This window comes from Okeania sp. (assembly GCF_035285525.1).
Taxonomy (GTDB): Bacteria; Cyanobacteriota; Cyanobacteriia; order Cyanobacteriales; family Microcoleaceae; genus Trichodesmium.
In genome coordinates, this window is record NZ_JAYKGW010000052.1 from 1 (window position 1) to 25,943 (window position 25,943).

23 protein-coding genes are annotated in these 25,943 nt (G+C 33.9%); 11 read left to right on the forward strand and 12 right to left on the reverse strand.

Going from position 1 to position 25,943, the window contains the following annotated elements:
* Window positions 1-517 precede the first annotated feature (517 nt).
* The 5 genes from VKJ25_RS05550 (at window position 518) to VKJ25_RS05570 (ending at window position 5,784) form a co-directional block, all read left to right on the forward strand.
* Window positions 518-1,435 carry a HipA domain-containing protein gene (locus VKJ25_RS05550; RefSeq protein WP_324235630.1) on the forward strand — a complete coding sequence of 306 codons (918 nt, stop codon included), beginning with the start codon at window positions 518-520 and terminating at the stop codon, window positions 1,433-1,435.
* 194 nt (window positions 1,436-1,629) lie between these two features.
* A complete protein-coding gene (locus VKJ25_RS05555) occupies window positions 1,630-2,160 on the forward strand; it encodes an HIRAN domain-containing protein (protein ID WP_324235631.1) in 531 nt (176 codons plus the stop codon).
* A gap of 173 nt (window positions 2,161-2,333) precedes the next feature.
* Window positions 2,334-3,701: an AAA family ATPase gene (locus VKJ25_RS05560; RefSeq protein WP_324235632.1), complete on the forward strand. Its 1,368-nt coding sequence runs from the start codon at window positions 2,334-2,336 to the stop codon at window positions 3,699-3,701.
* Between the two features lie 61 nt (window positions 3,702-3,762).
* The gene (locus VKJ25_RS05565; protein ID WP_324235633.1) at window positions 3,763-4,737 is read left to right on the forward strand and encodes a DUF4435 domain-containing protein; all 975 of its coding nucleotides are present in this window, start codon (window positions 3,763-3,765) and stop codon (window positions 4,735-4,737) included.
* A gap of 246 nt (window positions 4,738-4,983) precedes the next feature.
* Window positions 4,984-5,784, forward strand: a complete 801-nt coding sequence (locus VKJ25_RS05570) for an MOSC domain-containing protein (RefSeq protein ID WP_324235634.1) — start codon at window positions 4,984-4,986, stop codon at window positions 5,782-5,784.
* Between the two features lie 151 nt (window positions 5,785-5,935).
* Here VKJ25_RS05570 and VKJ25_RS05575 read toward each other — a convergent pair whose 3' ends face one another.
* The gene (locus tag VKJ25_RS05575) at window positions 5,936-6,364 is read right to left on the reverse strand and encodes an Hsp20/alpha crystallin family protein (protein ID WP_324235635.1); all 429 of its coding nucleotides are present in this window, start codon (window positions 6,362-6,364) and stop codon (window positions 5,936-5,938) included.
* Between the two features lie 442 nt (window positions 6,365-6,806).
* On the opposite strand from VKJ25_RS05575, the gene VKJ25_RS05580 reads away from it, so the two are divergent.
* Window positions 6,807-8,114 carry a calcium-binding protein gene (locus tag VKJ25_RS05580; protein WP_324235636.1) on the forward strand — a complete coding sequence of 436 codons (1,308 nt, stop codon included), beginning with the start codon at window positions 6,807-6,809 and terminating at the stop codon, window positions 8,112-8,114.
* A 389-nt stretch (window positions 8,115-8,503) separates the two neighbouring features.
* Here VKJ25_RS05580 and VKJ25_RS05585 read toward each other — a convergent pair whose 3' ends face one another.
* Window positions 8,504-8,791 (reverse strand): hypothetical protein, encoded by a 288-nt coding sequence (locus VKJ25_RS05585; protein WP_324235637.1) that lies wholly within the window; start codon window positions 8,789-8,791, stop codon window positions 8,504-8,506.
* A gap of 337 nt (window positions 8,792-9,128) precedes the next feature.
* Between VKJ25_RS05585 and VKJ25_RS05590 the strand changes: the two genes are divergently transcribed.
* The 4 genes from VKJ25_RS05590 (at window position 9,129) to plsY (ending at window position 12,852) form a co-directional block, all read left to right on the forward strand.
* Window positions 9,129-9,893 (forward strand): MlaE family lipid ABC transporter permease subunit, encoded by a 765-nt coding sequence (locus tag VKJ25_RS05590; RefSeq protein WP_324235638.1) that lies wholly within the window; start codon window positions 9,129-9,131, stop codon window positions 9,891-9,893.
* 144 nt (window positions 9,894-10,037) lie between these two features.
* Complete coding sequence (locus tag VKJ25_RS05595) at window positions 10,038-10,442, forward strand: DUF3119 family protein (RefSeq protein WP_324235639.1); 405 nt, start codon at window positions 10,038-10,040, stop codon at window positions 10,440-10,442.
* A gap of 358 nt (window positions 10,443-10,800) precedes the next feature.
* Window positions 10,801-11,994: a DUF3086 domain-containing protein gene (locus VKJ25_RS05600; protein WP_324235640.1), complete on the forward strand. Its 1,194-nt coding sequence runs from the start codon at window positions 10,801-10,803 to the stop codon at window positions 11,992-11,994.
* Between the two features lie 183 nt (window positions 11,995-12,177).
* Entirely contained in the window at window positions 12,178-12,852 is a 675-nt protein-coding gene (gene plsY / locus VKJ25_RS05605) for a glycerol-3-phosphate 1-O-acyltransferase PlsY (RefSeq protein ID WP_324235641.1), read from the forward strand.
* A 344-nt stretch (window positions 12,853-13,196) separates the two neighbouring features.
* On the opposite strand, the gene arsS is transcribed toward plsY, so the two are convergent.
* From arsS to VKJ25_RS05645, 8 genes are all read right to left on the reverse strand, one after another.
* On the reverse strand, window positions 13,197-14,183 hold the full coding sequence (gene arsS, locus VKJ25_RS05610; RefSeq protein WP_324235642.1) for an arsenosugar biosynthesis radical SAM (seleno)protein ArsS: 987 nt from the start codon (window positions 14,181-14,183) through the stop codon (window positions 13,197-13,199).
* Window positions 14,184-14,782: 599 nt separating this feature from the next.
* Window positions 14,783-15,034 carry a hypothetical protein gene (locus VKJ25_RS05615; RefSeq protein ID WP_324235643.1) on the reverse strand — a complete coding sequence of 84 codons (252 nt, stop codon included), beginning with the start codon at window positions 15,032-15,034 and terminating at the stop codon, window positions 14,783-14,785.
* Window positions 15,035-16,127: 1,093 nt separating this feature from the next.
* Window positions 16,128-17,357, reverse strand: coding sequence for a methyltransferase domain-containing protein (locus VKJ25_RS05620; RefSeq protein WP_324235644.1), 1,230 nt, complete (start codon window positions 17,355-17,357; stop codon window positions 16,128-16,130).
* A gap of 603 nt (window positions 17,358-17,960) precedes the next feature.
* Window positions 17,961-18,638, reverse strand: coding sequence for a response regulator transcription factor (locus VKJ25_RS05625; RefSeq protein WP_324235645.1), 678 nt, complete (start codon window positions 18,636-18,638; stop codon window positions 17,961-17,963).
* A gap of 796 nt (window positions 18,639-19,434) precedes the next feature.
* The gene (locus VKJ25_RS05630; RefSeq protein ID WP_324235646.1) at window positions 19,435-20,250 is read right to left on the reverse strand and encodes a DUF1838 domain-containing protein; all 816 of its coding nucleotides are present in this window, start codon (window positions 20,248-20,250) and stop codon (window positions 19,435-19,437) included.
* Window positions 20,251-20,532: 282 nt separating this feature from the next.
* The gene (locus tag VKJ25_RS05635; RefSeq protein WP_324235647.1) at window positions 20,533-21,030 is read right to left on the reverse strand and encodes a hypothetical protein; all 498 of its coding nucleotides are present in this window, start codon (window positions 21,028-21,030) and stop codon (window positions 20,533-20,535) included.
* 18 nt (window positions 21,031-21,048) lie between these two features.
* Window positions 21,049-21,351: a hypothetical protein gene (locus VKJ25_RS05640; RefSeq protein WP_324235648.1), complete on the reverse strand. Its 303-nt coding sequence runs from the start codon at window positions 21,349-21,351 to the stop codon at window positions 21,049-21,051.
* A gap of 50 nt (window positions 21,352-21,401) precedes the next feature.
* Window positions 21,402-21,608 (reverse strand): nSTAND1 domain-containing NTPase, encoded by a 207-nt coding sequence (locus VKJ25_RS05645; protein ID WP_324235667.1) that lies wholly within the window; start codon window positions 21,606-21,608, stop codon window positions 21,402-21,404.
* Window positions 21,609-22,820: 1,212 nt separating this feature from the next.
* On the opposite strand from VKJ25_RS05645, the gene VKJ25_RS05650 reads away from it, so the two are divergent.
* Window positions 22,821-23,138, forward strand: coding sequence for a hypothetical protein (locus VKJ25_RS05650; protein ID WP_324235649.1), 318 nt, complete (start codon window positions 22,821-22,823; stop codon window positions 23,136-23,138).
* A gap of 70 nt (window positions 23,139-23,208) precedes the next feature.
* Here the strand turns inward: VKJ25_RS05650 and VKJ25_RS05655 are convergent, their stop codons facing one another.
* A complete protein-coding gene (locus VKJ25_RS05655) occupies window positions 23,209-23,823 on the reverse strand; it encodes an ExbD/TolR family protein (RefSeq protein WP_324235650.1) in 615 nt (204 codons plus the stop codon).
* A 553-nt stretch (window positions 23,824-24,376) separates the two neighbouring features.
* On the reverse strand, window positions 24,377-25,303 hold the full coding sequence (locus VKJ25_RS24840) for a MotA/TolQ/ExbB proton channel family protein (protein ID WP_483143733.1): 927 nt from the start codon (window positions 25,301-25,303) through the stop codon (window positions 24,377-24,379).
* Window positions 25,304-25,943 lie beyond the last annotated feature (640 nt).

Consider the following 25,943-nt stretch of genomic DNA (forward strand, 5'->3'; position numbering starts at 1 on the left):
AGAAATTTTAGAAGAGAAAAAACGATTAGATATTAAGCTGAGTTATGAAGTGCTGAAGTCTGCAGAAAAACAAAAAGAAACTCAAGGTAATCAGTTGAAATTTGATTTAGATATTTAGGGATTTTAAAATTAATCAAAAACAGGATTAAGAAGAGCAAAAATTAATCTTCAAGATAATCATTTTGACAATACAAAAGTAGGGGCAGGTTAATAACTTCCCCTATACAAATTTAATGCTTTGATAGGCGCACAATATTTCAACTATGCCATAACTATCCGTGGAGTTCGGGGCATTTTATCTATTTATTATAAAGCACAATAAAATAATTCAGTATATTTAAAAAAAAATAATACTTAATCTACAAAGTCTTTATCTTCCCGATCGTGGTAAATTTCTGAATATGAAGTTGCGATCGCTAACTCCAGAACCAAATTTTTATACTAAAAAATCAGGCGATCGCTCTATTAAACTTTAACAACAGAAGTTAATTTAGATTAAAAATTAATAACTACTAATGTGCAATTTTTTGACATTATTGAAGTTCCAGAAGATTCAATTTTAGAAACTGAACAACTTGGAACTAAAGATAAATTTTGGTATTGCCAGGATAAACTTAATTATTTATATAAAAAAGCTAGACTTAATACTGGGGAAGCTTGGTCAGAAAAAATAGCATCAGAATTATGTGAGTTACTAAACCTACCTCATGCACATTATGAACTAGCAATTTGGAAAGGATATTTAGGCACAATTTCTCCTTCTTTTGTACCAGAAAATAACACTCTTATTCTTGGTAAGCAAATTTTAGTAAAAATAGATGAAAGTTATCTTGAATCTAGAGATAAGAAATATAGAGTTTCTGAACATACTCTTGATATTGTAGTTGAGGCGATCGCCAATAATTCTATTAAATTACCTTTAAACTGGAAACCTCCTGAAGGTATTGAAACAAAAATAGAAACTTTTGTTGGTTACTTATTATTAGATGCTTGGATAAGTAACCAAGATAGGCATGACGAAAATTGGGGATTTATTATGAATAATTCAATATATTTAGCACCAACATTCGACCACGCATCTAGTCTCGGTAGAGAATTTCAAGACTACCAAAAACAGAATAAAATAAATAATAAAGTTGTTAAAAATTATGTAGATAAATCAACGTCAGCAATGTATGACAAAATGGTAGATAAAAAATCTATGTTAACACTAGATTTATTTGAAAAAGCAGCACAAAAATATCCCAAAGCTGCTCTGATTTGGCTCCAAAATTTAGCCAATATATCAGCAGAGGATACTTTATCTTTATTTAAACGTATACCTAAAAATTATATCTCGGAAATTTCTATTGAATTTGCTCAAGAAATTTTGACAATTAACCAAAATAGACTTCTAAAAATAAGAGAAAATTTGCAATTAAAAAATTATTCTTAGCTTGGCAAGATTCCAATAGTCATGCTTGGTTTCCTGTAGGTTCTTTAACTTATAAAAATAATTGGTATGAATTTATTTATCTTAGAGGTGCAGAAGAAGCAAAAAAATTCGGCTTTTCTGGTGTTTGGTCTTTAAATGACTTTGATAAAATTTATCGCTCCCAGGAATTATTGCCTATATTTTCTCATAGAATTATGAAAAGAAGCAGACCAGATTATCCAGATTTTATTAGTTGGCAAAATCTCTCAGAAACAGAAGATAATCCTATGGTTTTGTTGTCTCGTAGCAGCGGTAAAAAAGTAACAGATAATTATGAAATTTTTCCTTATCCAGAACAAGATGAAAATGGTGTTTATCATCTATATTTTTTTATTCATGGTTTCCGATATATGGCGTCTGAAACTATTGAAAAAATCAAAAAATTAGAGGTAGGAGAAACTTTGTATTTAATGCACGATGCACAAAACGACTTTGACTCAAATGCTTTAATGCTACGCACTAAAGATTTTTACCTTTTAGGTTTTTGTCCGCGATATTTATTAAGTGATATTTTTCCCTTAGTAAAAGAGTATCGTAATTCAGTTCAAATAACATTAGATAAAGTCAATTTACCACCAGCACCATTACAAATGAGATTGCTTTGTCATTTAACAATAAAACATGATAATTTTCAACCTTTTTCTAGCGAAATGTATGAATCTTTAGCTGTACCAATTTTTAGTTAAATAGGATTTACGCAGAAACCGGGTTTCTTGGTGGCTTTGCTTACAGTGCTTTTCCCGAAGTAGGGACGTTGCATGCAACGTCCCTACTAGATATGGTGGTTATGCGTAAGTCCTGTTTGATATTCGATAAAATAAATAAAAAGAATTTAACCTGAAATAGGAGTAATAAGAATATGTCTGTATATATAAATCACCTTGAAGCTAAAGGAATTTATGGAATTTTTGATATAAATTTAGATTTTCATCAAGGAGTTAATATTTTATTTGCTAAAAATGGCAAAGGAAAAACTACTTTGCTACATATTATTGCTAATTTACTTAATGAAGACTATGAAAAATTTGCCTTTATTGATTTTGATTATATTAATATGACGATGAGTAATGAAAGTCAAATTGAGTTAAAAAATAATATAAATGATGAGGAAATTATATTATTTTTAGATGGAGTAGAAGCAACAAAAATTCCTGTAAAGGAAATTATCAAAAATCGCTATATTAGAAATCAATTATTCCGTCCAATTATCGAGCGGGTGTCACAAGAAGTTCCAGAACCAGTTCAAAAAATAATTGGATATAATTTTATTTCAGAGTTAAAAAAGGCAAATTTAACCATAAACATTGAAACCTCAGAATCATCAGATCAAAAATTGAAAGCTGCTTATTTTCCAGCTTTTAGAAGTATGATAGAAGCTTGGGCATCAACAGAGGAAAAAAGTGGCAAACTAAGAGACGCTTCTGATGAAGAAAAGCAGCGACAAAAAACAAATTTTGCACGTCAAATTTTTGGGAATTTTGTTCCGTTAATTAACTATCCATCTCTTCTAGAAATAGAACAAGTATTAAACCAAAAAATTTCTCAGGCTTTTTATGAAGTTAAACAAGCAGAGCAAAAATATTTAGGTGGTATCCTATCTCAGATATTTAATACTCTTTCCAAAAATTCAAATACAATTCTAGAAGAAAATTCAAATACAATTCTAGAAGAAATCAAACAACTGAGTAACGATCTAAAGCTTCAAATGCCTGAAGACCTCCGCACTGCTGTTGAATCATTTCAAGCTAATGAAAAATCGAAAGATGCTGCTGTCAGGATTTTAATTACCTACAGAGAAGCACTGCAAAAAATATCTAATGAACAGAAAACTTATTTTCAGAATATTGAGAAATATCTAGCTGCTGTTAATTCATTTTTAGATAGTAAAGAGATAGAAATTATCTTCAAAAATTTACCAACTTTAGGCATAAATTTCCAGAATGGTATGCCTCCTATCCCTGGAATAAGTAAAGCATTATCATCAGGAGAACGTCAAATTTTAACCATGATATATGCTGCCTCTCAAATGAGCGAACAAGAAATAGTTTTAATTGATGAACCTGAAATTTCTCTTCATGTTGATTGGCAACGTAAATTATTAGAAAAAATCTCTCAACAGTTGGGTGAAAAACAAATTATTGCTTGTACTCATTCTCCAGTAGTAGGAGCTGACTATGAGGACGAAATAATAATACTTGAACCTCAAAAAATCAAAATTATTAAATAGTTTATACAGCGAAAGTATATGAGTAAAATTAGAATAAAAAGGAAGATAAATAATAGTAATAATGCCAAAATGCACTCCCAAATTTACTCCAAAAGAGTACCGAATTTACTTGATGAATAGTAATCAAAAACATATTTTAGTTGAAGGTAAAAATGATAAATATTTTATCGAAAGAATGTTGTCTTATCTAGCAAATGAAATAGATAAACCAGAACTCAATGAACAAGTTGTTGTAGATTCAGCAGAATTTTTAATTAAAGCTGATTCAGGAACAGGTAATAATAAGGAAAAAGTTGAGGAAATTGCAAATAGCGTAGTTGATAAACCTTACAGTCAAAGATTTATTGCTTTCATAGACCGGGAATTATATTTATTTAATTGGGATTATGAACAAACTCAAATATTGCAAGACAATTTTCCCGCACATAATATAGAAAAACGAATTATCAGAACACGAGGGCATTCATTAGAAAACTATTTATTTGAACTAGACATAGTTAGTAATTTTTTTAATATAAATACAATAATACCTAATCCCCAAATAGCGACAAATTTATTTAGACAAATTTTTAAATCAGTAATATATTCAGCTTGTACTATTGGTTTAGCTGCTACTAAAACTAAGCTGTTACAAAAAATAGAATCAGGTATTCTCTGGAGAAATTTTATTGAGTTAACCTCTGGAGAAATAAATTTTTTGTTAGAAGATTGGTTAGATTTTTTGACAGATAAACGTAGTGTACCGGATAGCAAAATTTTAGAAATCAAGCAAAATTATGAAATTTATATTCAACTTATTAATCAAACATCTTTTGAAATTGTGAGATGGCTATCTCATGGTCATATTGGTTATGATTTTTTGAGAGAAGCATATATTAAATGTGTTATGGAAGTTAGCAAAGAAGACATTAGTAATGTTGATTGGATAGCAAAAGATAAGAGGGTGAATCTGTTGACTAACTATTGGATTGAAGAAATATTAAGTAATAACAGGATGTATTTTAAAGAAATATTTGAAATGTTAGATTTATCATAGCAATTTCTACAGTTATAGCAAATTACAAGTATATGAAGCACAAATTTAATAATTAAATCTTCATAAGTAGCGATTTTTCGGGAACCGTGCATCTTGCTCGCTTAAGTGTACCTCATAAAGGTGGAATCTCTTGTATAATCTCCCTATATCTTCCTTGGAAAAAGATACTTTTTGTTGAGTCCCCCCTTTCCATCTACCGTAAACAAAATTTAGTATAACTATTTTCAACTTTTTATTATTAATAACATGAAACTACCAACAGTTCAACAATTATTTATTCATCCAGTCAAGGGATTAACGCCTCAAACTTGTCAGAATATTTTCCTAAATGCAGGTCATGGTATTAAAGGCGATCGCGCATTTGCTTTAATGTTTATTGACTCTAAAAATGAAACTCAACCTAAAGAAATACCTTGGATGAGTAAAAAACATTTTGCTGTCCAGAATGATTGGCCTGCTTTAGCTGCTTTAGATTGTGATTTTGACCCAGAAACAGAGATTTTAACTGTGCGAAAGCAAGGAGTCGAGTTGCTTAAAGAAAATACAAATCTATCTGAAAGTCGCGATCGCCTTAGTGCTTTTTTTACAGATTATTTGACTACCCTAGAACCCAATAAAGGAGCGCGACATCCTCAAAAAGCACCTTTGCAGTTAGTGGGGGATGGGAAAAATAGTCGTTATCCAGACAGGGAACCCGTACATATTTCTCTCATTAGTCAGGCAACCATGAATGATTTGGAAGCCAAGACTGGACGAGTATTAGATGTGCGGAGATTTCGTCCTAATGTAGTTCTGGCAGCAATGGAACCTTGGTCAGAATTTGATTTAGTGGGGAAAACGTTGCGTTTGGGTGATGCTCAGATTACTGTTACTGCTAAGATTGGACGGTGTATGAATATTGAAGTTGACCCCAAAACAGGCGATCGCGATGTTCCCTTATTATCCGTGCTGAAAGAAAAATATGGTCACGTTGACACGGGAGTATTGGCAACTGTTGATCATGATGGAGCAGTAGCAGTTGGAGATATTTTGGAGATTTTGTCTTAAACAGGACTTACCCAGATGAACCCAGAAACCCGGTTTCTTGTAGACTTCTATTGCTCAAAACAACCATTTATCCTAGAAACCGGGTTTCTTTGCGTAAGTCTTCTCCCCCCTTTCAAAGGGGGGCAGGGGGGATTCTTTCTCTTCCTAAATCTTAACCAACATTCACCTTCACAACCTTATTTTTCTCAGCTTCAGCTTTCGGTAAATGCAAATGTAAAATACCATCCTTATAGTCAGCTTTCACCCGATCATTTTGAACTCTAACAGGTAAAGAAATTATTCGTTGGAAAGTACCATAACGAAATTCCGAACGAGTCAAACCTTGTTTTTCTGTCTTATTTTCTTGACGACGTTCTCCTTTGATTGCCACCGCTTCCGCAGTAACTTGTACATCTAAATCTTTAGGTTCCAAACCAGGAATTTCTAATTTTAAATCAATTGCTTCATGGTTTTCCTGCATTTCCGCTGCTGGTTTAAAAGCAACTTCTGGCTCTTCACCAGCAAAAGTATCAAATAAACGATTCATTTCCTTTTGCAAAGAATCAATTTCACGCCAGGGAGAAAAACGAACAATAGCCATATTTATTACCTCCTAAAATTATGTTTTATCTGTGATTTAATTTGTTATTTATGTTTCTACCTTAGAGTAGATTTAGTATTAAGTAAGTGTGGTGAATGGGAAATATGAAATCGCAATTACCGTACTAGAGTTTTTTGATAGCCAAGTATCCAAAATTTCCCAATTCTTTTCCACCGAAACTTTACTTAAATCTAAGTTGAAATCAATTAATTTTCTTCAACTTGTCTTGATTGTAATCAAGGTCAAAAAAATATTTAATTCGGTTTGTTCATCCGATGCGATCGCAATTTCCGTACAAATATTAATTTTTATAAAAAGAGCTAAAGAGGGTTCTCAAAGGTGATTTTCATTAGCTAAAATCGTTTAAGGCAACTCCAGGAAAAGATTCTAATTTGGAGAAGTCTATATTCAGTAACTATATAATCTAGGAGTGTGAAAAAAAATGGCCAGATTTACTTTAACCAATAAAGCAGACCTATTTCCTGATATAGATGATAATGGCGTATTTCAAGACAATACAGGAAATGACAATATTAAAGCCAAAGATGGTAACGATGATGTAGATGGCGGCAGAGGAAATGATACAATTGACGGAGGTAATGGCAATGATTTCCTTTGGAGCTTTTTTGGCAATAACAGTATCTCAGGTGGCAAGGGTCGTGACACTATTACAACTGGTAAGGGTGATGATAATCTTGATGGTGGTAATGGAACGGACTACCTAGAAGCGGGTGGTGGTAATGACACTCTTAATGGGGGTAATGGACATGATAATCTCAATGGCGGTAATGGCAATGATAGTCTGAATGGCGACGATGGGGATGATTACCTAGATGGAGGTAATGGTAATGATAACCTGAATGGCGGTAGTGGGTTTGATTTCCTAGACGGAGGTAATGGTAATGATAATCTGAATGGCGGTAGTGGTTCTGATTTCCTAGATGGTGGTAGTGGTGAGGATACCATGACTGGAGAGAAGGGAAACGATACCTATTATGTTGACAGTGAAAATGACAAGGTAATAGAAAAGAATAATCAAGGGAAGAATGATTTAGTTATATCTTATTTAGATTCCTACACACTACCCAATAATGTAGAAAATTTACTACTGGAGCAAGACTTTTTCACAGGTAACTATCGTATGGAAGGAACTGGCAATGGACTGAATAATATTATTCAGGGTAATGTTGCAGCGAATGTCATTACTGGTGGTGATGGAGACGACACAATTGAAGGTGGAGCAGGTAACGATATTCTGACTGGTGGTAATGGCAAAGATAGTTTTCTTTTCCGTAGTCAAGATAGTTTTTACTACTACGATCCTTATTATTATGATCCTTTTTTAGACCCCTATTATGATCCTTCTTTAGACCCCTATTATGATCCTTATTACCCTTATGGTTATGCCATGTTTGATCGTCGAGATTTTGGAGTTGATAGAATTACTGATTTTGATCCGAATGAAGACAAAATACTCTTGGATAAACAAATATTTGTCGATGAAAAGATAGCTAGTAATTTTGAAGTTGTCAATAATGCTAAGGCAGCTCGTAACAGTGATGCTGCCATAGTCTATAATCAGAATAATGGTGTTGTCTACTATAACGAAAATGCGGAAAGTCCAGGTTTTGGTAATGGTGGTGCATTTATTGTCTTACAAGATGCTCCTAAAATTAGCGCGGATAACTTTGAATTAATTGACTCATTCGAGATTCCCGACTTTCGTTTCGGCGGTGTCATTCCTTTCTAATGATATTCCCCATCTTCGTCCTTTGACATAACAAAAATCTACGCAAACAATACCAACTTAATTTAACCAGTAGAGACGTTCAACCTAACGTCTCTATTTATTTGATTTTTTGTAAATCATACAACTTCAAGCATGAGTGGTGCGTTAATGAAATGTAACGCACTACACGCAAAGAAACCCGGTTTCTCTGAGAAACCGGGTTTCTGGGTTGCTGAAACGCACCCTGCTGCATTGTTTCACCTTAAATAGTGCAATAGCTGTAGGTTGGGTTGAGGTACAAAACAAGGGCAGAAATCTTTTCTCCCCGACTCCCCGACTCCCCGACTCCCCCACTACCCCACTCCCTACTCCCCTACTCCCCTACTCCCTACTCCCTACTCCCTAATTATTCAATTAAACCGAGAATTTTGACAAAACACATAAGTATCAAACATCGCTCCTACCAAACTACAAGTAATAGCAATTACCAAACATCCTTGCCAGGGATGGCCACTACCAAAAGTTGCTAAGAATTGCCAAATTTGGGTAACACCAAATTGACCAATTCCCTGTACAATTGGAAGATGACTAATTAAAGCAAAGCTCATCCAACTAACCCCAATTACAATCATTGGAGTAATAAAGCTAAAAATACTTGTCAGTAATAAAGAACGTAGCAAATCAATTAAAATATTCATAATAATAAGTCCAGCTATATTGCCACCTCAGCAGCAAGTTAACTAAATAAGCTAACTTATTACTAAGATAGATAGCGATCGCTCAAAATCAGTCAACCTGTCAGAAAACTTCAATTTTGGTTTAAAAATCTTGTTGAAGATTGGTAAATTTTTCTCATTCTGTGACTTATTACACATCTTCATAAAAGAGGGAATAGATAACAGGAAACAGGAAATAGTGAGGAGTAATTGACAATTTATGGATAATAATTGATTATCTTTTTAATTTTTGAAGATATTTATGATTCTCATTTATTAACTTCTATTGAGTAACATTACTTTTTAATTAACTTTTGGTATGTGGGGACAACGGATATTAGCTGCGACCTATTTAGCTGGCCAAGTAGTGGTTCATTTGCTACAAGGTAAAATTAATCGTCGGAATACTATTGAGCAAATGGCAATAGTTGGTCCCGAATCTTTATTAATTGTCTTATTGACATCTACCTTTGTGGGAATGGTATTTACGATTCAGGTGGCCAGAGAACTTGTGGCTTTTGGGACAGCTAATATGGTTGGGGGGATGTTAGCTCTAACTTTAACCAGAGAACTAGGTCCAGTTTTAACAGCAGTTGTGGTTGCAGGGCGAGTAGGTTCAGCATTTGCAGCAGAAATAGGGACGATGAAAGTGACGGAGCAAATAGATGCTCTGTATATCCTAAAAACTGACCCAGTAGATTATTTGGTTATTCCCAGAGTTATTGCTTGTGGTGTAATGATGCCAATCTTAACTTTGTTATGTTTAATTACTGCTATACTTGGTGGACTAATTATTGCGGTTAATTTATATGATATTCCCCAAGGTGTATATTTAGATTCTGTCCAAAGTTTTCTAACTCTTTGGGATATGTGTAGTGGGTTAACAAAATCAATTGTATTTGGGGTTTTAATCGCTGTCATTGGTACAAGTTGGGGTTTAACTACTACTGGTGGAGCTAAGGGTGTAGGAAAATCTACTACTACGGCTGTTGTAACGTCTTTAATATCTATTTTTATTTTTAATTTCTTTCTATCTTGGGCAATGTTCCAAGGTATGGGTGGAGCGATGAAGCAGAATTTTTAAATTAAGGAATTTTTTAGACTATGGTTGGGTTGAGGTACGAAACCCAACCTACTGGTGCTATTATGGTTGGGTTTCGTCCGCTAAGGCAAACAACCTAACCTACTGGTTGACTATTCCCTACTCCCTCTTTGACTATATAAAACTATGACTACTATTTCTACTTCAGAAGCAAAAGAAACTATTGAGCTTGCTCCTAATTATAAAATACCTTTAGTGCTAATAATTGGTGCATTACCTTTAGCATTTCTAGAAAAGTGGGTAAGTTTAGCGATCGCTATTTTCGGAGTTTTTCTATTAGTTCAAACCCTAACTATTCGTCTAAAATTTACTGAGACTTCTTTAGAAGTATATCGTTCAGAAAGACTCATCCGAAATTTTCCTTACCAAGATTGGCTGAACTGGGAAATATATTGGTTTCCTGTACCTATTTTGTTCTATTTTAGAGAAGTTCAAAGCATTCACTTTCTCCCAATTATTTTCGATCCTAAAATGTTAAAAACTTGCCTAGAAAAATACATTCCTTTAAATAATAATTCAATTGAAAAGTAGAGGGAAAAAGTAACCTAAAATTGGTGATAATAAATATTTTACTATAGGGGTTTGGTCTCCAAACCAAATCAATAAATTTTCAACAGGAAATGCTCAATGCTAATAGCTGTTTGCGCAGCATTAAAATTATTAAAATTAGATAGAGCGATCAGGAACTATGCAAAGAAACCGGGTTTCTAGCTTTTCGGAGATGCTTACATATTTTTTCCTCTAAATTCTAAATTAATAGAGTAACCCCAAATTAGTTATAATAGATATTGTATCGTAGGGGTTTGGTCTCCAAACCCTAACAAAAATGGGATTTGGAAACCAAACCCCTAAAGTTTTTTTTCATAAATCTTTTATATTTCTTCCTATCATGCACTCAGACGAAATACAACGACAAGAACAAAAAGAACAACCTAATAACATCAATGAAATAACTACTTCACCTTCGGACTTAGAGAAAAAAATAGAAACTGAAACTCCTAAAAACCAACAAGTTGCTGAATCATTTACACCTGATATAAATCAATCAGTTGAAAATATTTCTACAGATACTACTAATCTGATGGAAGAACAAACAATTCCAACAGTTAATAAAATCGAAAAAAAAATAACATTAGAAGTTCCTAACTTCCAAGAACAAAAACAAAACTTAGAATCAGAAATAGCTACCCTACAAGAAACTAAGACTAAATTACAACAAGAAATAATCTCCCAAACTCAAGCCATAAGCAATTTAGTACCAGAAGCTTTAAGTCATTTAGAACAACGGAAACAAACATTACAAATAGAAGTAGAAAAACTAGAGAAACGTAAAGAACGTATTCAAAAAGAAATGCGGACTACTTTTGCTGGTGCTTCTCAAGATTTAGCAATTAGGATTCAAGGATTTAAAGATTATTTAGTAGGAAGTTTGCAGGATTTAGCTGTTGCTGCTGAACAATTAGAATTAGTTCCACAACCAGAAGAATATTCTACTTCTGTAACAGAAGATACTCCCAAATCTCCAAAAAAATTAGACAATCCCAAATTTGCCGAAATGGGTTTTGAGGAACAAACCAGAGAAATTAGGGAGATTCTGGATGAATATCGGAATATGCCTGATTATTATGGTCCACCTTGGAGATTAAGACGTACATTTGAGCCAGTTCATTCACAACGGGTATCTAATTGGTTTTTTTCTCAGGGTGGCCGTGGTGCCCTCCGAACTCTGGGTAGTCGTCTGCAAAATATTTTGGTTGCTTCTGCGATTATTTCTGTACTTAGAGATTTATATGATACCAGGGTACGCGCTCTGGTACTAGCTAATTCTCCTGAACATATGGGAGAATGGCGTCGTGGTTTACAAGATTGTCTGGGGATAGATCGCCGTGACTTTAGTCCAGAAAGGGGTGTGGCTTTATTTGACGATGCGGAGATTTTGGCCCAAAAAGCAGATCGATTAGTAAAGCAGGGTAAGTTACCAATTATTGTAATTGATGATACGGAAGATAGAATTAGTCTTTCTATGTTACAGTTTCCTTTATGGTTGGCCTTTGCCCCTGAACCTAATTCTCAAAATAACTAATAATTAATAATTAATAATTAATAATGGATAATTAATCTTTAAAGGTTTTTACCAATTAATAATTCAACCTATCCAGTGCAGGCCGAAAAGTCGGCGTGAGTGTACCTGATTGTGGTAATTGCTATAGTTTTCATTATTCATTATTCATTATGTACTTACTGCTTTTTTTAAAGGAAAAAATCAATGATTAATTGGTTACTATTAAATGGATTAATATTAATAATTGCCTATTTATTGGGTGCTACTCCTACTGGCTATTGGCTAAGTTCTTGGTTCTACGGTATAGATATTCGCGAACAAGGTTCTGGTTCCACAGGTGCGACTAATGTATTAAGAACTTTGGGTAAGTTACCGGCTTTAATTGTGTTAGTTATTGATATTTTAAAGGGAGTTTTCGCGATCGCTCTAGTTCGTTATCTTTATTCCCTTATTTTTGTACAAAACCTAACTATTGATGCTGCAATACCTGATAGTTATTTAGTCAAAGAATGGATGGTTATTTTAGCAGGATTAATAGCAATAGTAGGTCATACTAAATCTATTTGGATTGGTTTTAAAGGTGGAAAATCTGTTGCTTCTAGTCTAGGTATTTTATTAGCAATGTCTTGGATTGTTGGCTTAGAAACGCTTGGGATATTTGTTCTGGTTATTAGTATTAGCCGTATTGTTTCTTTGAGTTCTATGATTGCTGCTGTTGCCGTTTCTGGTTTAATGTTTGTGACAGGGCAACCACTTCCTTATATTATATTTGCTATTGTGGGTGGAATATATGTGATTTGGCGACACAGCAGCAATATTGAACGACTCTTAGCTGGTACAGAACCTCGTGTTGGGCAAAAGTTATCAACAGAATCTTAGTTTTAATGTAAGCATTCAGGTCTTGGGGTTGCATTATTCTTGATTTTGTGCATAGTCAGTTACAAGGTATTTAGGATTGCTATATTAGACATCTCCAAAAATAAAAAGTAAAATCAACTCTTCTTCCCTGTTCCCTGTTCTTAGTTAAGGGTTCCCTCTTTTCTGGAGATGTCTATTGTAAAAATCACAGGGCTATTATGCTTCAGATGTTGGAGATGAACCTGGTATTGGTTTCATGAAATTAGGGAATAGCAGAATCAGGACTGACGCAAAGGGAACCCCTACGGTTTTAAATTTTACCGATACTACCGGACATAATATCAAACAATTTTTTCGCCCTAATGTTAGACTAATGCACCACCACAACTAGAACCACAACCTGCGGTACAACCATAACAATAATTTGCTGTTTGTACTTGTTCAATAATGTCTAAACTATTAGCTTCTAATAACTTCGCGACTGTAATTTTTTCACCTTTTTTTGTCTGAGCGGAAATATTTTCCATTTGATTAAAGTCACAGTCATAAACATTACCTAAATAATCAACTGATAACTCATTTCGACACATTAAGTTTCCTACAGTTTCCCTATTAAAATTAGACTCTAAAAATTCTAGATAAGGTTGATATATCTTGTAGTTTTCTAGGAAAATTTTAGTTCTACCTATGGGTAAATTAGTAATCGTAAACAGTTGATTAAATTCAATGTTAAAATATTCTCTTAAATAACTCTTATAATCTTTTTCTAATTTTTTTTGATTGGGAGGAAGTATAAATTTATCTCCACTAGGAATTGGAGGATTATAAACTAAATCTAAGACTAAACTTGGATTTTTGGCGTACCCTAATACATTCAACCATTGCAATGCCAAAATAGATTTATTGTAAACACCATTACCACGCATTTTATCTACATTATCTTCTAAATAACAAGGCAAAGATGCAATAATTCTGACTTTATTTTCCGCACAATATTGTGGAATATATTCATATCCTGGCAGAAGATAAATTGTCAAATTAGAACGAACAATTACTTCTTTATTTTTAGCTCGTGCAGCTTCAACTAATTGCTTAAAACCATAATTCATTTCTGGCGCTCCCCCAGTTAAATCAATTGTTTCAATTTGGGGAAATTTTTGAATTAATTCAATTAATTGTTCACAAATTTCTGGAGTAAGTTCTTCTGTTCTTTTGGGGCTAGCTTCTACATGACAATGACTACAAGCTAGGTTACAACGTTTACCAAGATTAATCTGTAAAACAGTGATTTTTTTCTTGGTTAAAGTTGTGTCTAGTTTGGTTGAGAAAGGTTTAAAAGCTGTTTGAATCATTGTAATAAGTTTTAATTAAAGAGTTGAAGAAAAGAATCTAAACATTTATAGCAATCCTAAATAGATTGTCAGATTTTATGGTAAGAGTTTGGTTTCTAAACCCTAAACGCAAAGACATATATATTCTCAGATTTTATAGTAAGAGTTTGGTTTCTAAACCCTAAACGCAAAGGGATTTGGAAACCAAACCCCTACTGTTTTTTCTCACAAATGATTTCTTATGGCTATACCTCTGAACTATCAGTTATTAATTCATTGCTTTTTCGTAAGAAGTGTAAGTTAAAAATTTAGTATAATTTAAGCTAACTTCATATTAAAAAAAAAGCTGAGAGCTGACCCCTAAATCCTTACCTAACACTTATCATTAAAACTAGGCAAACTGAATCTAACCTGAGAAACAACTAAAAAACAAATAATAATTAAATATTTCCTAGATTTATTGAATAGATAACTCTATAATTAGAAATTAGAGCGTGTTGAAAAAGTCTTTTTATCAAGGCAGAGAGTAGGGAGCATTTCCAAGTCAAAACCAACAATTTAATATCATTTATTCTGACTCTTAACTCCTCCCCTAAAGGAATAAATATGTTGATTAAATTTTATTTTCTTAATTCTATTTGCTGTTGATTTGGAGGAGTTGTCAATCCAGTTTTTTCCAGAACATAGACAACTCCAACTGATAAAATTGCTCCCACTAATAATCCAACTGCTATTAATATTAAAACAAACTTTTCTAGCGCTACTTTAGTTTCAGGATTATAGGCTTCTATTACTTCCATTTTGTCATTTTCTTCTGAGTTAATTGTATCATTATCAAAAGGTTCGGAATGAGAATTAGGGATTCTATTCATTGGTATTTAATATTTAACTATAGTGTGTTTATTTGAGATACAAAAATACTAAGAATTAAGCTATTAGCAGTCAGCATTCAGTAATAAGCATTAATAGTAATCTGCTTCTCAGGCTATGCTCTACAAACATCTTTTTCCCTTTTGAAGTTCCACTAAAAACAATAGCTGACCGCTAAATTCTGACTGCTGAATGCTTATACTCAGATTCATTATAATCTATACAAGTAATTTTTGAGCCTCAATGGCAATATTAAATAGGGTTTGTTTATAGAAAGTATTTTTGTTGAGGTAGGGAGTAGAGAGTAGGGAGTAGTTAATAATTAGGAACAAAGGGGAATTATCAAAGAGGTAGTCATTTATAATAACCACTTAATTTTTCAGTTTTATCAACTAAAAAGCTGGTACTTTTTCCAGACCCAAAGTTTTCCAAACCATGATTAATGTAAATACTTTTCGATTTAATCACAAACCCTAAATAATATTTAATAATAGGGGTTTGGAGACCAAACCCCTACAGTTTTTTCACGAATAAATAATTTCAGATACAGCATATTCTAGATATATGAAATAAAGATATTCAGAATTAAATTTCTCTAGACAAAAATACCTCACCAAAGTGTAATCCGCCTTATTAATTTTCACCTTTCAACAAAATAAATACCCCACCCTTTTTTTCAAGGAAGAGGTTTTCATCAATATAGATTTTTACTCAAAAACAAATTCCAAGTACATAGAAGTACAGACATTAATAATTAGGGCTTGCTGAATCAGTCTTTTAGTTAAGAATAGAAGTCAGAATCCAGAAATCAGGGGAATTATAAAGGAGGTAGTCAGAATAATTCTCCCTTGACTTTCTGCCCCTTTCTTGCCCAAAATGCACTCCTTTTTGACCATAAAGAAAGAGCTGAAAACTAGGTACTTTTTTCAGACATAAAAAGGCTAAAACCTTTATATATCAATTTTTTAGATTTAATCAGCAAACCCTAATTAAATCTTATCAGTGTGAGCCGGAAAGCTCCCGTAGGTTTACCTCACCAAAATTGAATCCTCTGTATCTAAAACCAAAAGCAATAACTGATAGCTAAATCCTTACTTAACAACAATCAGAAGGAGTACAACAATCACTATTATTTTTAATATTTGTTGCTTGATAATCTAAGCCTTTAGTTTCTCTAGGATGACGAATTTTATTATCTCTACAATCAAAGTTTTCTGCCAAATCTAAAGGAATATTTGTATAAGGTTCAATCGCCAAAAAATCCTGATAGTAAGGACCGTTTTTATCTGTATAAATCTGGAAAGTTTTATCACAAACAGCCATTCTTTTTCCTCTATCTAAAATATGACCATCATCATCAACTACCTGTTTCCACGGACCTTGGTAAATCACAGCTTGATTCCGGTCTAAACATTCTCCTTCCTTCCCTTTAAAAGCACGAACTGTCATAGAACGAAACTCTATCCCATCAATGACTTGCCAAGGTTTTTCCTCGCGTTTCAGAATTTCAATCCCATAAAAACCAGCTTCTTCAAACATTTCTAAAAAAACATCTTCTCGAAATGCTCCAGCAATACAACCACTCCATAATTCCGGGTCATTCATAATTTTTGGAGTCGGAATTTCATCACAGACAATATCCGAAATAACTGCTCGACCGCCTCGATTTAAAACTCTATAAATTTCCTGAAATAACTTTTGTTTATCTTCAGGACGAACCAAGTTCAACACACAATTAGAAATCACAACATCTACACTATTATCTGCAATTAAAGGTTGTTCTTGGCGCAAAGCATTACATTCATATTCAAAAGCAGCTAAAGCATCAATAGATGTAATTGGATTAGCAGTTAACCAGTTTTGCACCAAGTCTAAATCTAAAGCTAAATCTTGAATTTTTCCCTTGACAAACTTAGTATTTTGATATCCAATTTTGGCAGCAATTTCAGTTTGATATTTCCTAGCTAATGCCAACATATCATCATTAAAATCTACTCCAATAACTTGCCCTTGGGCACCAACTTTTTGAGCAATCATATAACAATTTTTTCCAGCACCAGAACCTAAATCTACAACTGTTTCTCCAGCAGATATGTAGCGAGTAGGGTCTCCACAACCATAATCTTTTTCAATAATTTCTAGAGGTAAAATATCAAGATAATTTCCTTGATAATCAGTTGGACAACATAAGCTAGGTTGTACCTGTTGAGCGCCTGCTTGATAACGTTCTAAAACTGCACTTTCTATGTTATAGTTAGCAGTCGATTGTTCATTTGTAGTTGTATCGTTCATTGATAAATTTTCTTCAAAGTTTTCCCAATTCATTATGTCTACCAAATAATTAAACTAAATAGGCAAATATTAAGCAAAAGTTTAGATTAGACTGTATAAACTTTGTTTCATTTGCTGAAATTATATTGCTTGTCAGCATTTTCTGGGGAATGCTTACTATTGATTTATAATTCTATTTAAAACATTAATAAATGAGTATTTCCTGAGAAAAGTTCAAAAATTAGATAAGATTAAAATAAATATAAGCATTTTTGCGGGAATAGGTAGGTTGGCAATGGGCAATGGGTCATTTGAGTTATCAGTATAGAGTGAACCTTCGACTAAAGTCGGAGGCTTGAAGTACTGAGTTAAATATTTTTCATACCCTTAAAAGGGGAGGCTTTATAACTCATTTTTTGGTAAGAGTTTTAGAATTTATTTCTAGTTTTTGAATTGTTCTAACCTATTTAGGATTACTATATATATAATCAGTTAAATATTGAATTATAATATACAGCAGATTCTACCTTGGTGAGATATAATCGCGGGAGCAAGATGCCCGCACTAAAAATATTTAATTGATTAATATCTTTACTTCATATACTTGGAATCTGCTGTATAATACTCTTTTATTATTAATTATTAATTATTCCTTACTTATAAATTTCGTAAAACATAACCCACTCCTCGGACAGTTTGAATTAAACGTTTTTCCTGATTAGCTTCTAACTTCAAACGTAAATAACGAACATAAACTTCAATAATATTTGAATCTCCCATAAAATCATAACCCCAGACAGTTTCTAAAATTCTATCTCTGGTCAAAACTTGCCGAGGATGAGCCATTAAATACTCTAATAAATCAAACTCTTTTGCAGTTAATTCTATTTCCCTATTATTCCGATAAACTTCTCTTGTACTTCTGTTTAAACTGAGGTCTTCAAACATTAATAAATCAGGATTAGGTTCTTGAGTTCTGCGGAGATGTGCCCTAACTCTAGCTAATAACTCTTCCACACTAAAAGGCTTTAAAACATAATCATCAGCTCCAGCATCTAAACCAGCCACGCGATCGCTCACATCATCCTTAGCTGTTAATAAAATAACTGGTACTTTATCCCCAGTAGTTCGGAGACGACGACATAATTCTAACCCCGATAAACCAGGTAACATCCAGTCAAGAATTATCAAATCTGGCTTAATTTCCCGTGCCGTTGTTAATCCAGTAAATCCATCATTAGTTACAGTTACTTGATAACCTTCATATTTAAGTTCTAGTTCTATAAATTGAGCTAATTTTACTTCATCTTCAACTATTAAAATTTGAGAAGTCATAGTCGATGCCTAAGCTAGTATAAAATCTTCGATTGAGATATATTTGCTAAGAAAACATAACAAATTTTATAATATCATAGTTTTATATCTATATGTATTTATATTTATTTATGCAAAAATATAAGTTTGATGTGATTATTTTTTTGTATTGACGAAAAAATCAAACTAGGTTAAACTTAACTTTAGGTACAGTTATGTCCACCATATAAGCTCAATTAATCTCTCTAGATGTCCAGTCAAAGCCGATTTCTTCGCTCAAAACGCCTACGAGCAGCCCTTTGGTATGCTGCTAATGGTAAGTGCCAGAAATGTGGATGCGATCTACCTAGAAATTGGCACGCAGATCATATAGAGCGGTGGGCCGAGACTTCCACTAGCACACCAAAGCACTGTAGTAATATTTTTATTCCAGTAGGGTGCGTTAGCGGTAGCGTAACGCACCAATACTATATATAGAGTACTGGTGCGTTGTGCGTTGTGCGCTTTTCATGTCGCCCAGCGTTTCGGCGCTTGAGCCGACATATAAAGCGTAGCTTTGCGGAACGCAAAACCTACCCTACCAATAGCGTTCATGGCTTTAGTCCTATAGAAAAAAACCTACTTCTTGACTCAGCTATATTTGCAGCTTTGTCAAGAAATGGTACAAGACCTATCAACCTAATGTCGCAACATTTTATCAAACAGGACTTACCCATGCGAAACTAGGTTTCTAGGGTAAATCATTGTTTTTGACAATAAACATCTAGGAGAAACCGGGTTTCTGGGTTCCCATGGCTTTAGTCCTGTCAAATTGCTATTATTCAACTTCCGGTGCAAAAATTGGAAACTTTTCTCCTTTTAAATAAGCATCAAAATTTTGTTGAAAATAAACCCAAGAAGTCATATTATCCTGCTCCAAAATAGACATAGCAGCATTCTTAAATAAAGGAACACGAGTATTAATTTCATTTTGAATTAATAAAGGTAATTCTGTCACATTATTCACCTTTCCACCCCAAGCACTATAAATAAGATGACCAGAGCGATCGCCCATTTTCATCCAGGGCAACCACGGACCAACTCTATCCCATGCCAACATAATTTTAGAAACAGAAGTAGTCTCAGGATTTTGCAAATCTGCCGTTGATACTGTCAACTTAAACAGTTCGGTCGCTTGATAGAGAGGTTGAGGACTATATTCTGCAAACTGCGGGTCATCCACCAGAGGGTTAGGATAGTTAGAAAATAGGTCAAACTTAAAAGTAGTTAACTCCTCATTCACTAATGCTGGCATTGGCCTTTTAAATAATCCCTGTACGGGATTATTGGCCACATGAACCACAGGCAAAGTTTCATCAGTCCAGGGATTTTTCCAAATATCCAACTTTTTGCCTGTTTCAGGGTCAAGATAAAAGGTCAGTTCCCTAGAAGTAAAGTCCCAACCTCCCTCAGACTTAGGAATACATCTGGCCACACTCATTCCTACAATATCAAACAAATGCTGTTTTGCTTCTCCTGGAATAAAGGCAAAAACTGAACCATACCAAGTTAGAAAAGATTGTTGAGCATCTGTACTCGCACGGACTTTTACCCAGTCTTTTGCCTCAAGTAGTTTTTTTGTGAGATTGACCATTCCTTTGCTTTGGTTATTTTTCTATTATTTAATGATACAGGAATTATTTTTCAGAATACTTAATATCATCTCCGGATAATCAGTCGCGCCAGGAAACAGGGAACAGGAGACTATCACATTTGGACAATTATTATATCCGAGTCATTGCGACGCTCACTTCGTCTAATAGGAAGCAATGACGATTATTCAAGTAGATTTTGAAGTTCAGTCTAATATATTAGGACTTACCCATGGACCCTATCTGTAGAGATACGCTTTTCATGTCGCGTAGCGAAACGCACCCTACAGATAGCTACAACCTTCCGAATATTTAGCTAAAACCTTCAGGATATCTTGTTGCCCTGATGCATCTTGCCCTGCTTGCTGCCAAACTCCCGTGAAATAATAGCTCCCATTTTGGAATAGTTCGTTTTGGGCAATGATGGCATCCACATCGGCAACCTTAAAAACAGGTTCCCTTGGTTTTCCTTCCTCGAAGGTTTCCTCGTTGTAGCGACCGACAAGTAAAAATCCCAATAGTTGTACTAGGTAGGGTTGTCCGAATGTGAGGTCATAAATGCGATCCATTGCTTCTGCTTCGTAGATGAGCAGGAACTCTGGCTTGGGGTTAGCAAGGAGTTGTCTGGTTGTTGCTCTATTCAAAAAACCGACGCGGATGGGAATGACGCTGGCAAAAAATGGCTGAAAGTAATCTTCTGTCATTTCTTCAAGAGTGTGCAACCCGGCAAAGGCAAAAGCAATTTTCGGACTCATCTGCACGAACCCCCGCAATACTGCCATGAAGTTAACTGGGAGTTGTTAGATATTAATTAGTTTTTCAATTTCTTCAAATTCATCCAGGGCAATAATTAAGCGTTTGTTTTCTAATTTTTCAATTGCCTGTTGTAAGTAGAGTTTAAAAGTTTGTTGGGGAAGTTTCAGGAGTTCGTCTGTGTCTGGTGGGGGAAGGTGAATAGCATCTGAAATTTCATCAGCGATCGCTAAAAATAGCTCACCGATTCCCTGGGAAATAGCTCCTAAAGGTTGGAGGTTCACATAAACAACTTGTGTATCTGCACCGGAAGATTTGGCAACATTCCGTAGAATTGATGTTTTTCCCATTGAATATTTTGTAAATCTATATATATTGGTTTTCGAGCTTCATTGAGATATTAACTGGCTTTTTGAGCGATCGCTTTCAACAGAGAAGATTTTCCCACTCCACTCTTGCCAATAATAGCAATACTACCGCCACTATTAAGTACCTCAAAAATTTTGGTAATTTCTTTTTCCCTATTAAAAAATAACTTTGGATTATCTATAATTCCATTTAAGGGAATAAAAGGATTAGGAAATTTTTCTGAAGATTCAGTTGGAATATTGGAATTTTGTTTTTCCGTATAGCGATTCTTATATTCTGTTTTTAACCATTATAATAAGATCGGAAACTTATTATTTCCAGTATTATTTATCTCTTTTTTAAATTTACGATATACTTGCGATTTTCATTTTTTATAAGTAGCTTCCTCATTCTTCAAATTTTCATTACTCACTACAAGAGGAATAATTTCATTATCATCTTTCTCCCAATTTCCTTTTTCAAACCTCGCGAAAAAGAACTTTTGTTCCTTTCGCTCCAATTCATATTCGCGAGAAATTTTATGCAGAAAATTACTCCATTCCAATTTGCCATAACCTCAACTTCTAGCCGTATTTAGTATAGTTGAAAATCTGCTTTATCACAAAAGGGGGAAATAATATTCCCCTAATTCCACTTAGTTAAATTCTTTAGGTGTAAGTTTTTGGTTCTTACAGAATCAAGAAATATTTCATATTCTGAAATTGTAGATTGATTGAGGATAAAAAATCATGGATAGACAAAATTAATGTTAATAATATGGCTGTTTATTGGTGCGATATAAGAATAATAAAAACTATTATATTTGTCTTCAATGCAGTCGAAAATATTTGACAAACCAACCCAAAAATAAATGGGATAAATTATTCCAAATACGAACAGCAATTATAATTACCCTATTAACTTATTTTGCCCCTCTAAATCAAGAAACATTAGATACCCAGAAACAAACTATCCAACTTATCAAAAATTCCGTAATTATAACTAGACTAATTGTAAGATTTTACAGGAAATCAATAAACTAACAATCAATCATAATGAGTTGAAAAATAACTCCCAATTCTCTGGTATACCACTACGCAAATAGGTTAGGACGTTTATAAATTCTCAAACTCAGTCAGAGATTATTTTTGAATGCATGAATTGCGTGTAGCGCTATATGTCGCAAACTTTTTTCTAATTGGTATTGACATAAAGAATACTTTTACCAAAAAATTAAGGTCTAAAGACTCCCCTTTCAATACGGGACATGAAAAACTGATAACTGATAACTGATAAGTGGGATTAACGGATGAAATAGTTAAAAAAGCTCCCAATTAAGTTAAAATAAAATTATACACAATTAACTTTGGTCAGTTCCAATTTTTGGCATTGGTCCTGAGTTAATTGCCAAGTTGTACTTATGTGCATTTAAAAGTGCTAGGTTGCCAGATCAGACTTAGGGAGAATAATTGTGGCCAAAAAAGACAACATAAAAAAGTCTAATCTTCTCTACCAAAGACTAAAAGAAGCATTAGAAAATGGCAGTAAAGTCCGCATTGAAGCTGAGGAGAGTTATTACGGTTTCCCTATTACTTTAACAAAAGATTTTGTAGAAATTATGGTCTTAGTGCCACCAGACGAATATGACGAAGAAGATGATTCTTTTAAACAAGTGACATGGTTAATTCGACTTTCGTCTATCTTTGCGATCGCCTACCCTACAGAATACTGGTCAACGGCAAGATTGGAAAAATTATTGGAAATAGGTTCAAATGTAAGTAGGGAGTAAAAAGTAGGGAATAGGAAACAGAACTTCCTATTCCCTATTTTTTTGAAAAGTGAAAAATACTAAGATGACGCTATTGTGTGGATGTTTCCGGAGCCGGAGGTAACTGATATTGATTAGGATCGACTGTTTTTGCAGGAGTAGGTCGTTGGTTTGACTCGGAGGGAGTAACCGACTTCTCAGAAGTATTCCCAGTTTCAGTAGTTGTTGTGGGAGTAGGTTGTGGGTCAGACTCAGAGGGAGTAACCGACTTCTCAGAAGTATTCCCAGTTCGAGTTTGAGGTGAACTAGGTAAAGTTGCTAGAGCTACACGATCACCTCCCACCTCTCGTAATAAATCTAAAACTTGTACAACATCATTGTATTTTGCTTCTTTCGGAGCATATAAAACAACAATTCCTGTAGGATTAAATTTATTATATCTACGGACAAACTTTTCCAGTTCCACTGCATTTACTTCTTGTTGTTCAATAAAAGTTTTTCCCACATCATTGACACTTACAAGTAGCATGTCTTGTGATTGAGCTTTACCTGTGCTAGCTTTAGGTAAATTGACATTAATTGCTTGTTGACGGGTTAACTGTAAAGCAGCTAAAAGAAAGAAAGTTAGAATACAAAAAATTACGTCAATTAGAGGTATTAGTTCAATTCTAACTTCTTCACTAGCCAATTCTTGATTAAGTTTCATAATTTTTTAGTTGTGAGAAATGGAAATTATGCCAAGCATGATAAATGTTTGTTACAAATGGTAGAGGTTATTTCAGTTATCGGTTATCAGTTACAGTAGATTCCCAGCATCAGAAGTACAGATATTAATAATTAATTAAATGTTTTTAGCATCTTGCCCGCGCGGACGTACATCACCCTTGCTGGAATTTGCTGTATCAGTACCTCTCAGCTTAAACCAGAGGCTTTAAATACTGAATTGAAACTTTTTCATGTCCTTGAAAGGGGAGGCTTTAGACCTTATTTTTTAGTCAGGAAGAAGGAAGAAACCTTTAACAAAACAAAAAAGGATAAATGAATGATAGATATAACTATCTAAATTAATTCTAGCAGCTATTTTTAAGCATTTCCAATCAGCATCTAGCTTTTGACAACATTCTTTTTTCAAAATGGCATTACTGATAAATGATAACTAAAAATGACTAATTATTAATTCTCTAATAACAACAGATTTTTATCTGACTTCCAACTTACAAATCATCTAATTGCTAGATTTTTATTCAGTTATTATTGAGCTATTCTGAAGATTTATCAACATCAGTTTTCGGAGCAAAATCTGTATTTTCTTTCTCTGGTTTAAGAGTGTTAGAAACATGCTGAGAATTATTTGTATTTTCGGGAGACTTATCAACATCAATTTTCGGAGAAAAATCTGTATTCTTTGGCTCCTGTTCTAATTTTTTATCAACAGAATTTTGATAATTATGCATTTTTTCTGGAGGTTTTTCTACATCAATTTTCGGAGCAAAATCTGTAGTCTTTTTATCCGGTTCTAATTGATCAGAATGTTGCTGAGAAATTGGCACTAATGCAGAAAAATAAGGATTGTTTTTTGGTGTATTGTATTGATTTAAAGATACCTGTTGCCAATGTTGTCGGTAGAGCAATTCTAACTCATTACCCGCTTTCCGAAAAACCTTCATTTGATTAAATAACAAACTTTGAAATAATCGATAAAATACCAAACTAAAAATAGCCACTATCAAACCAGCAGCCGTACTAATTAAAGCTTCTCCAATACCTACTGTTACTCCTGCTGTCGAAGAAGTACCCAAATCACCCAAGCGAATAGAACCCAGGGAACCAATCAGACCCAAAACCGTCCCTAATAATCCTAGCATAGGAGCTAAAGCAATTACTCCTTCTAGTAACTTATCTCCCTTGCGCATGGAGGCCAACTCATCCTCAGCAGCAGACTCCAGTGCCAATTTAAACACTTCTGGCTCTGGTTTTTGTAATCTCAAAGGTGAATAGAGAAAACGACCAATAGGTTGTTTAATGGCACGTCTTGCCATTTCCGTTGCTATACTCCAGTCACGGCGTGCCGCTTCTAATACTCGGTTAACCGTTCGTTTTTCCCTAATTAACAGGTTTGTCCAGAACCATAGTCGATCGATTATGGTACTTAGGGATAAAATTGATAAAACTAACAGAGGCCACATAGCAGGGCCTCCTTTTTGAATCAACTCTTCAAAAGTCACAATATGTTCACTCCAGCACTTTCTAACTGATTATTTACTTGATACTTGTCTATTGTCTATTTAGGGTTTGGTGAATTATTTATCAAAGTGTTTATGGGCATTGGTTTCAGCATTTACAAAGACTAATAAAGTACCAGCTTTTAGGTAATTCCAGTACGGTTCCCAAAAAATCATGCATTCTATTCTAGGATTTTGGGCAAGATATGAGTAGAAAATCAAGGTAAGGTTCTTCTAGCGACCTCTTCTATGATTCTCATTCCCATACTGATTCTGGATTCTGTTTGGGTTTGTGTAGCATCCCGTAGGGAAGCATGACAAACGGAAATTCTGGCTTATACCCTGACAAAAAGACTTTCCATATGCAAACCCTATTTACTTTTTACTAAGTTCCTCATAACTATAGCGTTTCTCCAGCTCTTGAGGTAGATTATCTGTTTTTCTCTTTTTGTTCCCTGCTTCCTGTTCCCTCAAACCTAAATTTTTTCACAACTAAGCTGAAGACGTATTTAAAATGTGTCTTAGGACGTCAGATCAGGAAGCCCTGAGATTAGTGACATACATGAAGTAATAAGGGTTGTTCTTGACTAGACACACAAAAAAT

Coding starts and splice junctions, on each gene's coding strand:
- VKJ25_RS05555 (WP_324235631.1), top strand. CDS start 1,630: ATGAAAAGAAGCAGACCAGATTATCCAGATTTTATTAGTTGGCAAAAT.
- VKJ25_RS05560 (WP_324235632.1), top strand. CDS start 2,334: ATGTCTGTATATATAAATCACCTTGAAGCTAAAGGAATTTATGGAATT.
- VKJ25_RS05565 (WP_324235633.1), top strand. CDS start 3,763: ATGCCAAAATGCACTCCCAAATTTACTCCAAAAGAGTACCGAATTTAC.
- VKJ25_RS05570 (WP_324235634.1), top strand. CDS start 4,984: ATGAAACTACCAACAGTTCAACAATTATTTATTCATCCAGTCAAGGGA.
- VKJ25_RS05575 (WP_324235635.1), bottom strand. CDS start 6,364: ATGGCTATTGTTCGTTTTTCTCCCTGGCGTGAAATTGATTCTTTGCAA.
- VKJ25_RS05580 (WP_324235636.1), top strand. CDS start 6,807: ATGGCCAGATTTACTTTAACCAATAAAGCAGACCTATTTCCTGATATA.
- VKJ25_RS05585 (WP_324235637.1), bottom strand. CDS start 8,791: ATGAATATTTTAATTGATTTGCTACGTTCTTTATTACTGACAAGTATT.
- VKJ25_RS05590 (WP_324235638.1), top strand. CDS start 9,129: ATGTGGGGACAACGGATATTAGCTGCGACCTATTTAGCTGGCCAAGTA.
- VKJ25_RS05595 (WP_324235639.1), top strand. CDS start 10,038: ATGACTACTATTTCTACTTCAGAAGCAAAAGAAACTATTGAGCTTGCT.
- VKJ25_RS05600 (WP_324235640.1), top strand. CDS start 10,801: ATGCACTCAGACGAAATACAACGACAAGAACAAAAAGAACAACCTAAT.
- plsY (WP_324235641.1), top strand. CDS start 12,178: ATGATTAATTGGTTACTATTAAATGGATTAATATTAATAATTGCCTAT.
- arsS (WP_324235642.1), bottom strand. CDS start 14,183: ATGATTCAAACAGCTTTTAAACCTTTCTCAACCAAACTAGACACAACT.
- VKJ25_RS05615 (WP_324235643.1), bottom strand. CDS start 15,034: ATGAATAGAATCCCTAATTCTCATTCCGAACCTTTTGATAATGATACA.
- VKJ25_RS05620 (WP_324235644.1), bottom strand. CDS start 17,357: ATGAATTGGGAAAACTTTGAAGAAAATTTATCAATGAACGATACAACT.
- VKJ25_RS05625 (WP_324235645.1), bottom strand. CDS start 18,638: ATGACTTCTCAAATTTTAATAGTTGAAGATGAAGTAAAATTAGCTCAA.
- VKJ25_RS05630 (WP_324235646.1), bottom strand. CDS start 20,250: ATGGTCAATCTCACAAAAAAACTACTTGAGGCAAAAGACTGGGTAAAA.
- VKJ25_RS05635 (WP_324235647.1), bottom strand. CDS start 21,030: ATGGCAGTATTGCGGGGGTTCGTGCAGATGAGTCCGAAAATTGCTTTT.
- VKJ25_RS05640 (WP_324235648.1), bottom strand. CDS start 21,351: ATGGGAAAAACATCAATTCTACGGAATGTTGCCAAATCTTCCGGTGCA.
- VKJ25_RS05655 (WP_324235650.1), bottom strand. CDS start 23,823: ATGAAACTTAATCAAGAATTGGCTAGTGAAGAAGTTAGAATTGAACTA.
- VKJ25_RS24840 (WP_483143733.1), bottom strand. CDS start 25,303: ATGTGGCCTCTGTTAGTTTTATCAATTTTATCCCTAAGTACCATAATC.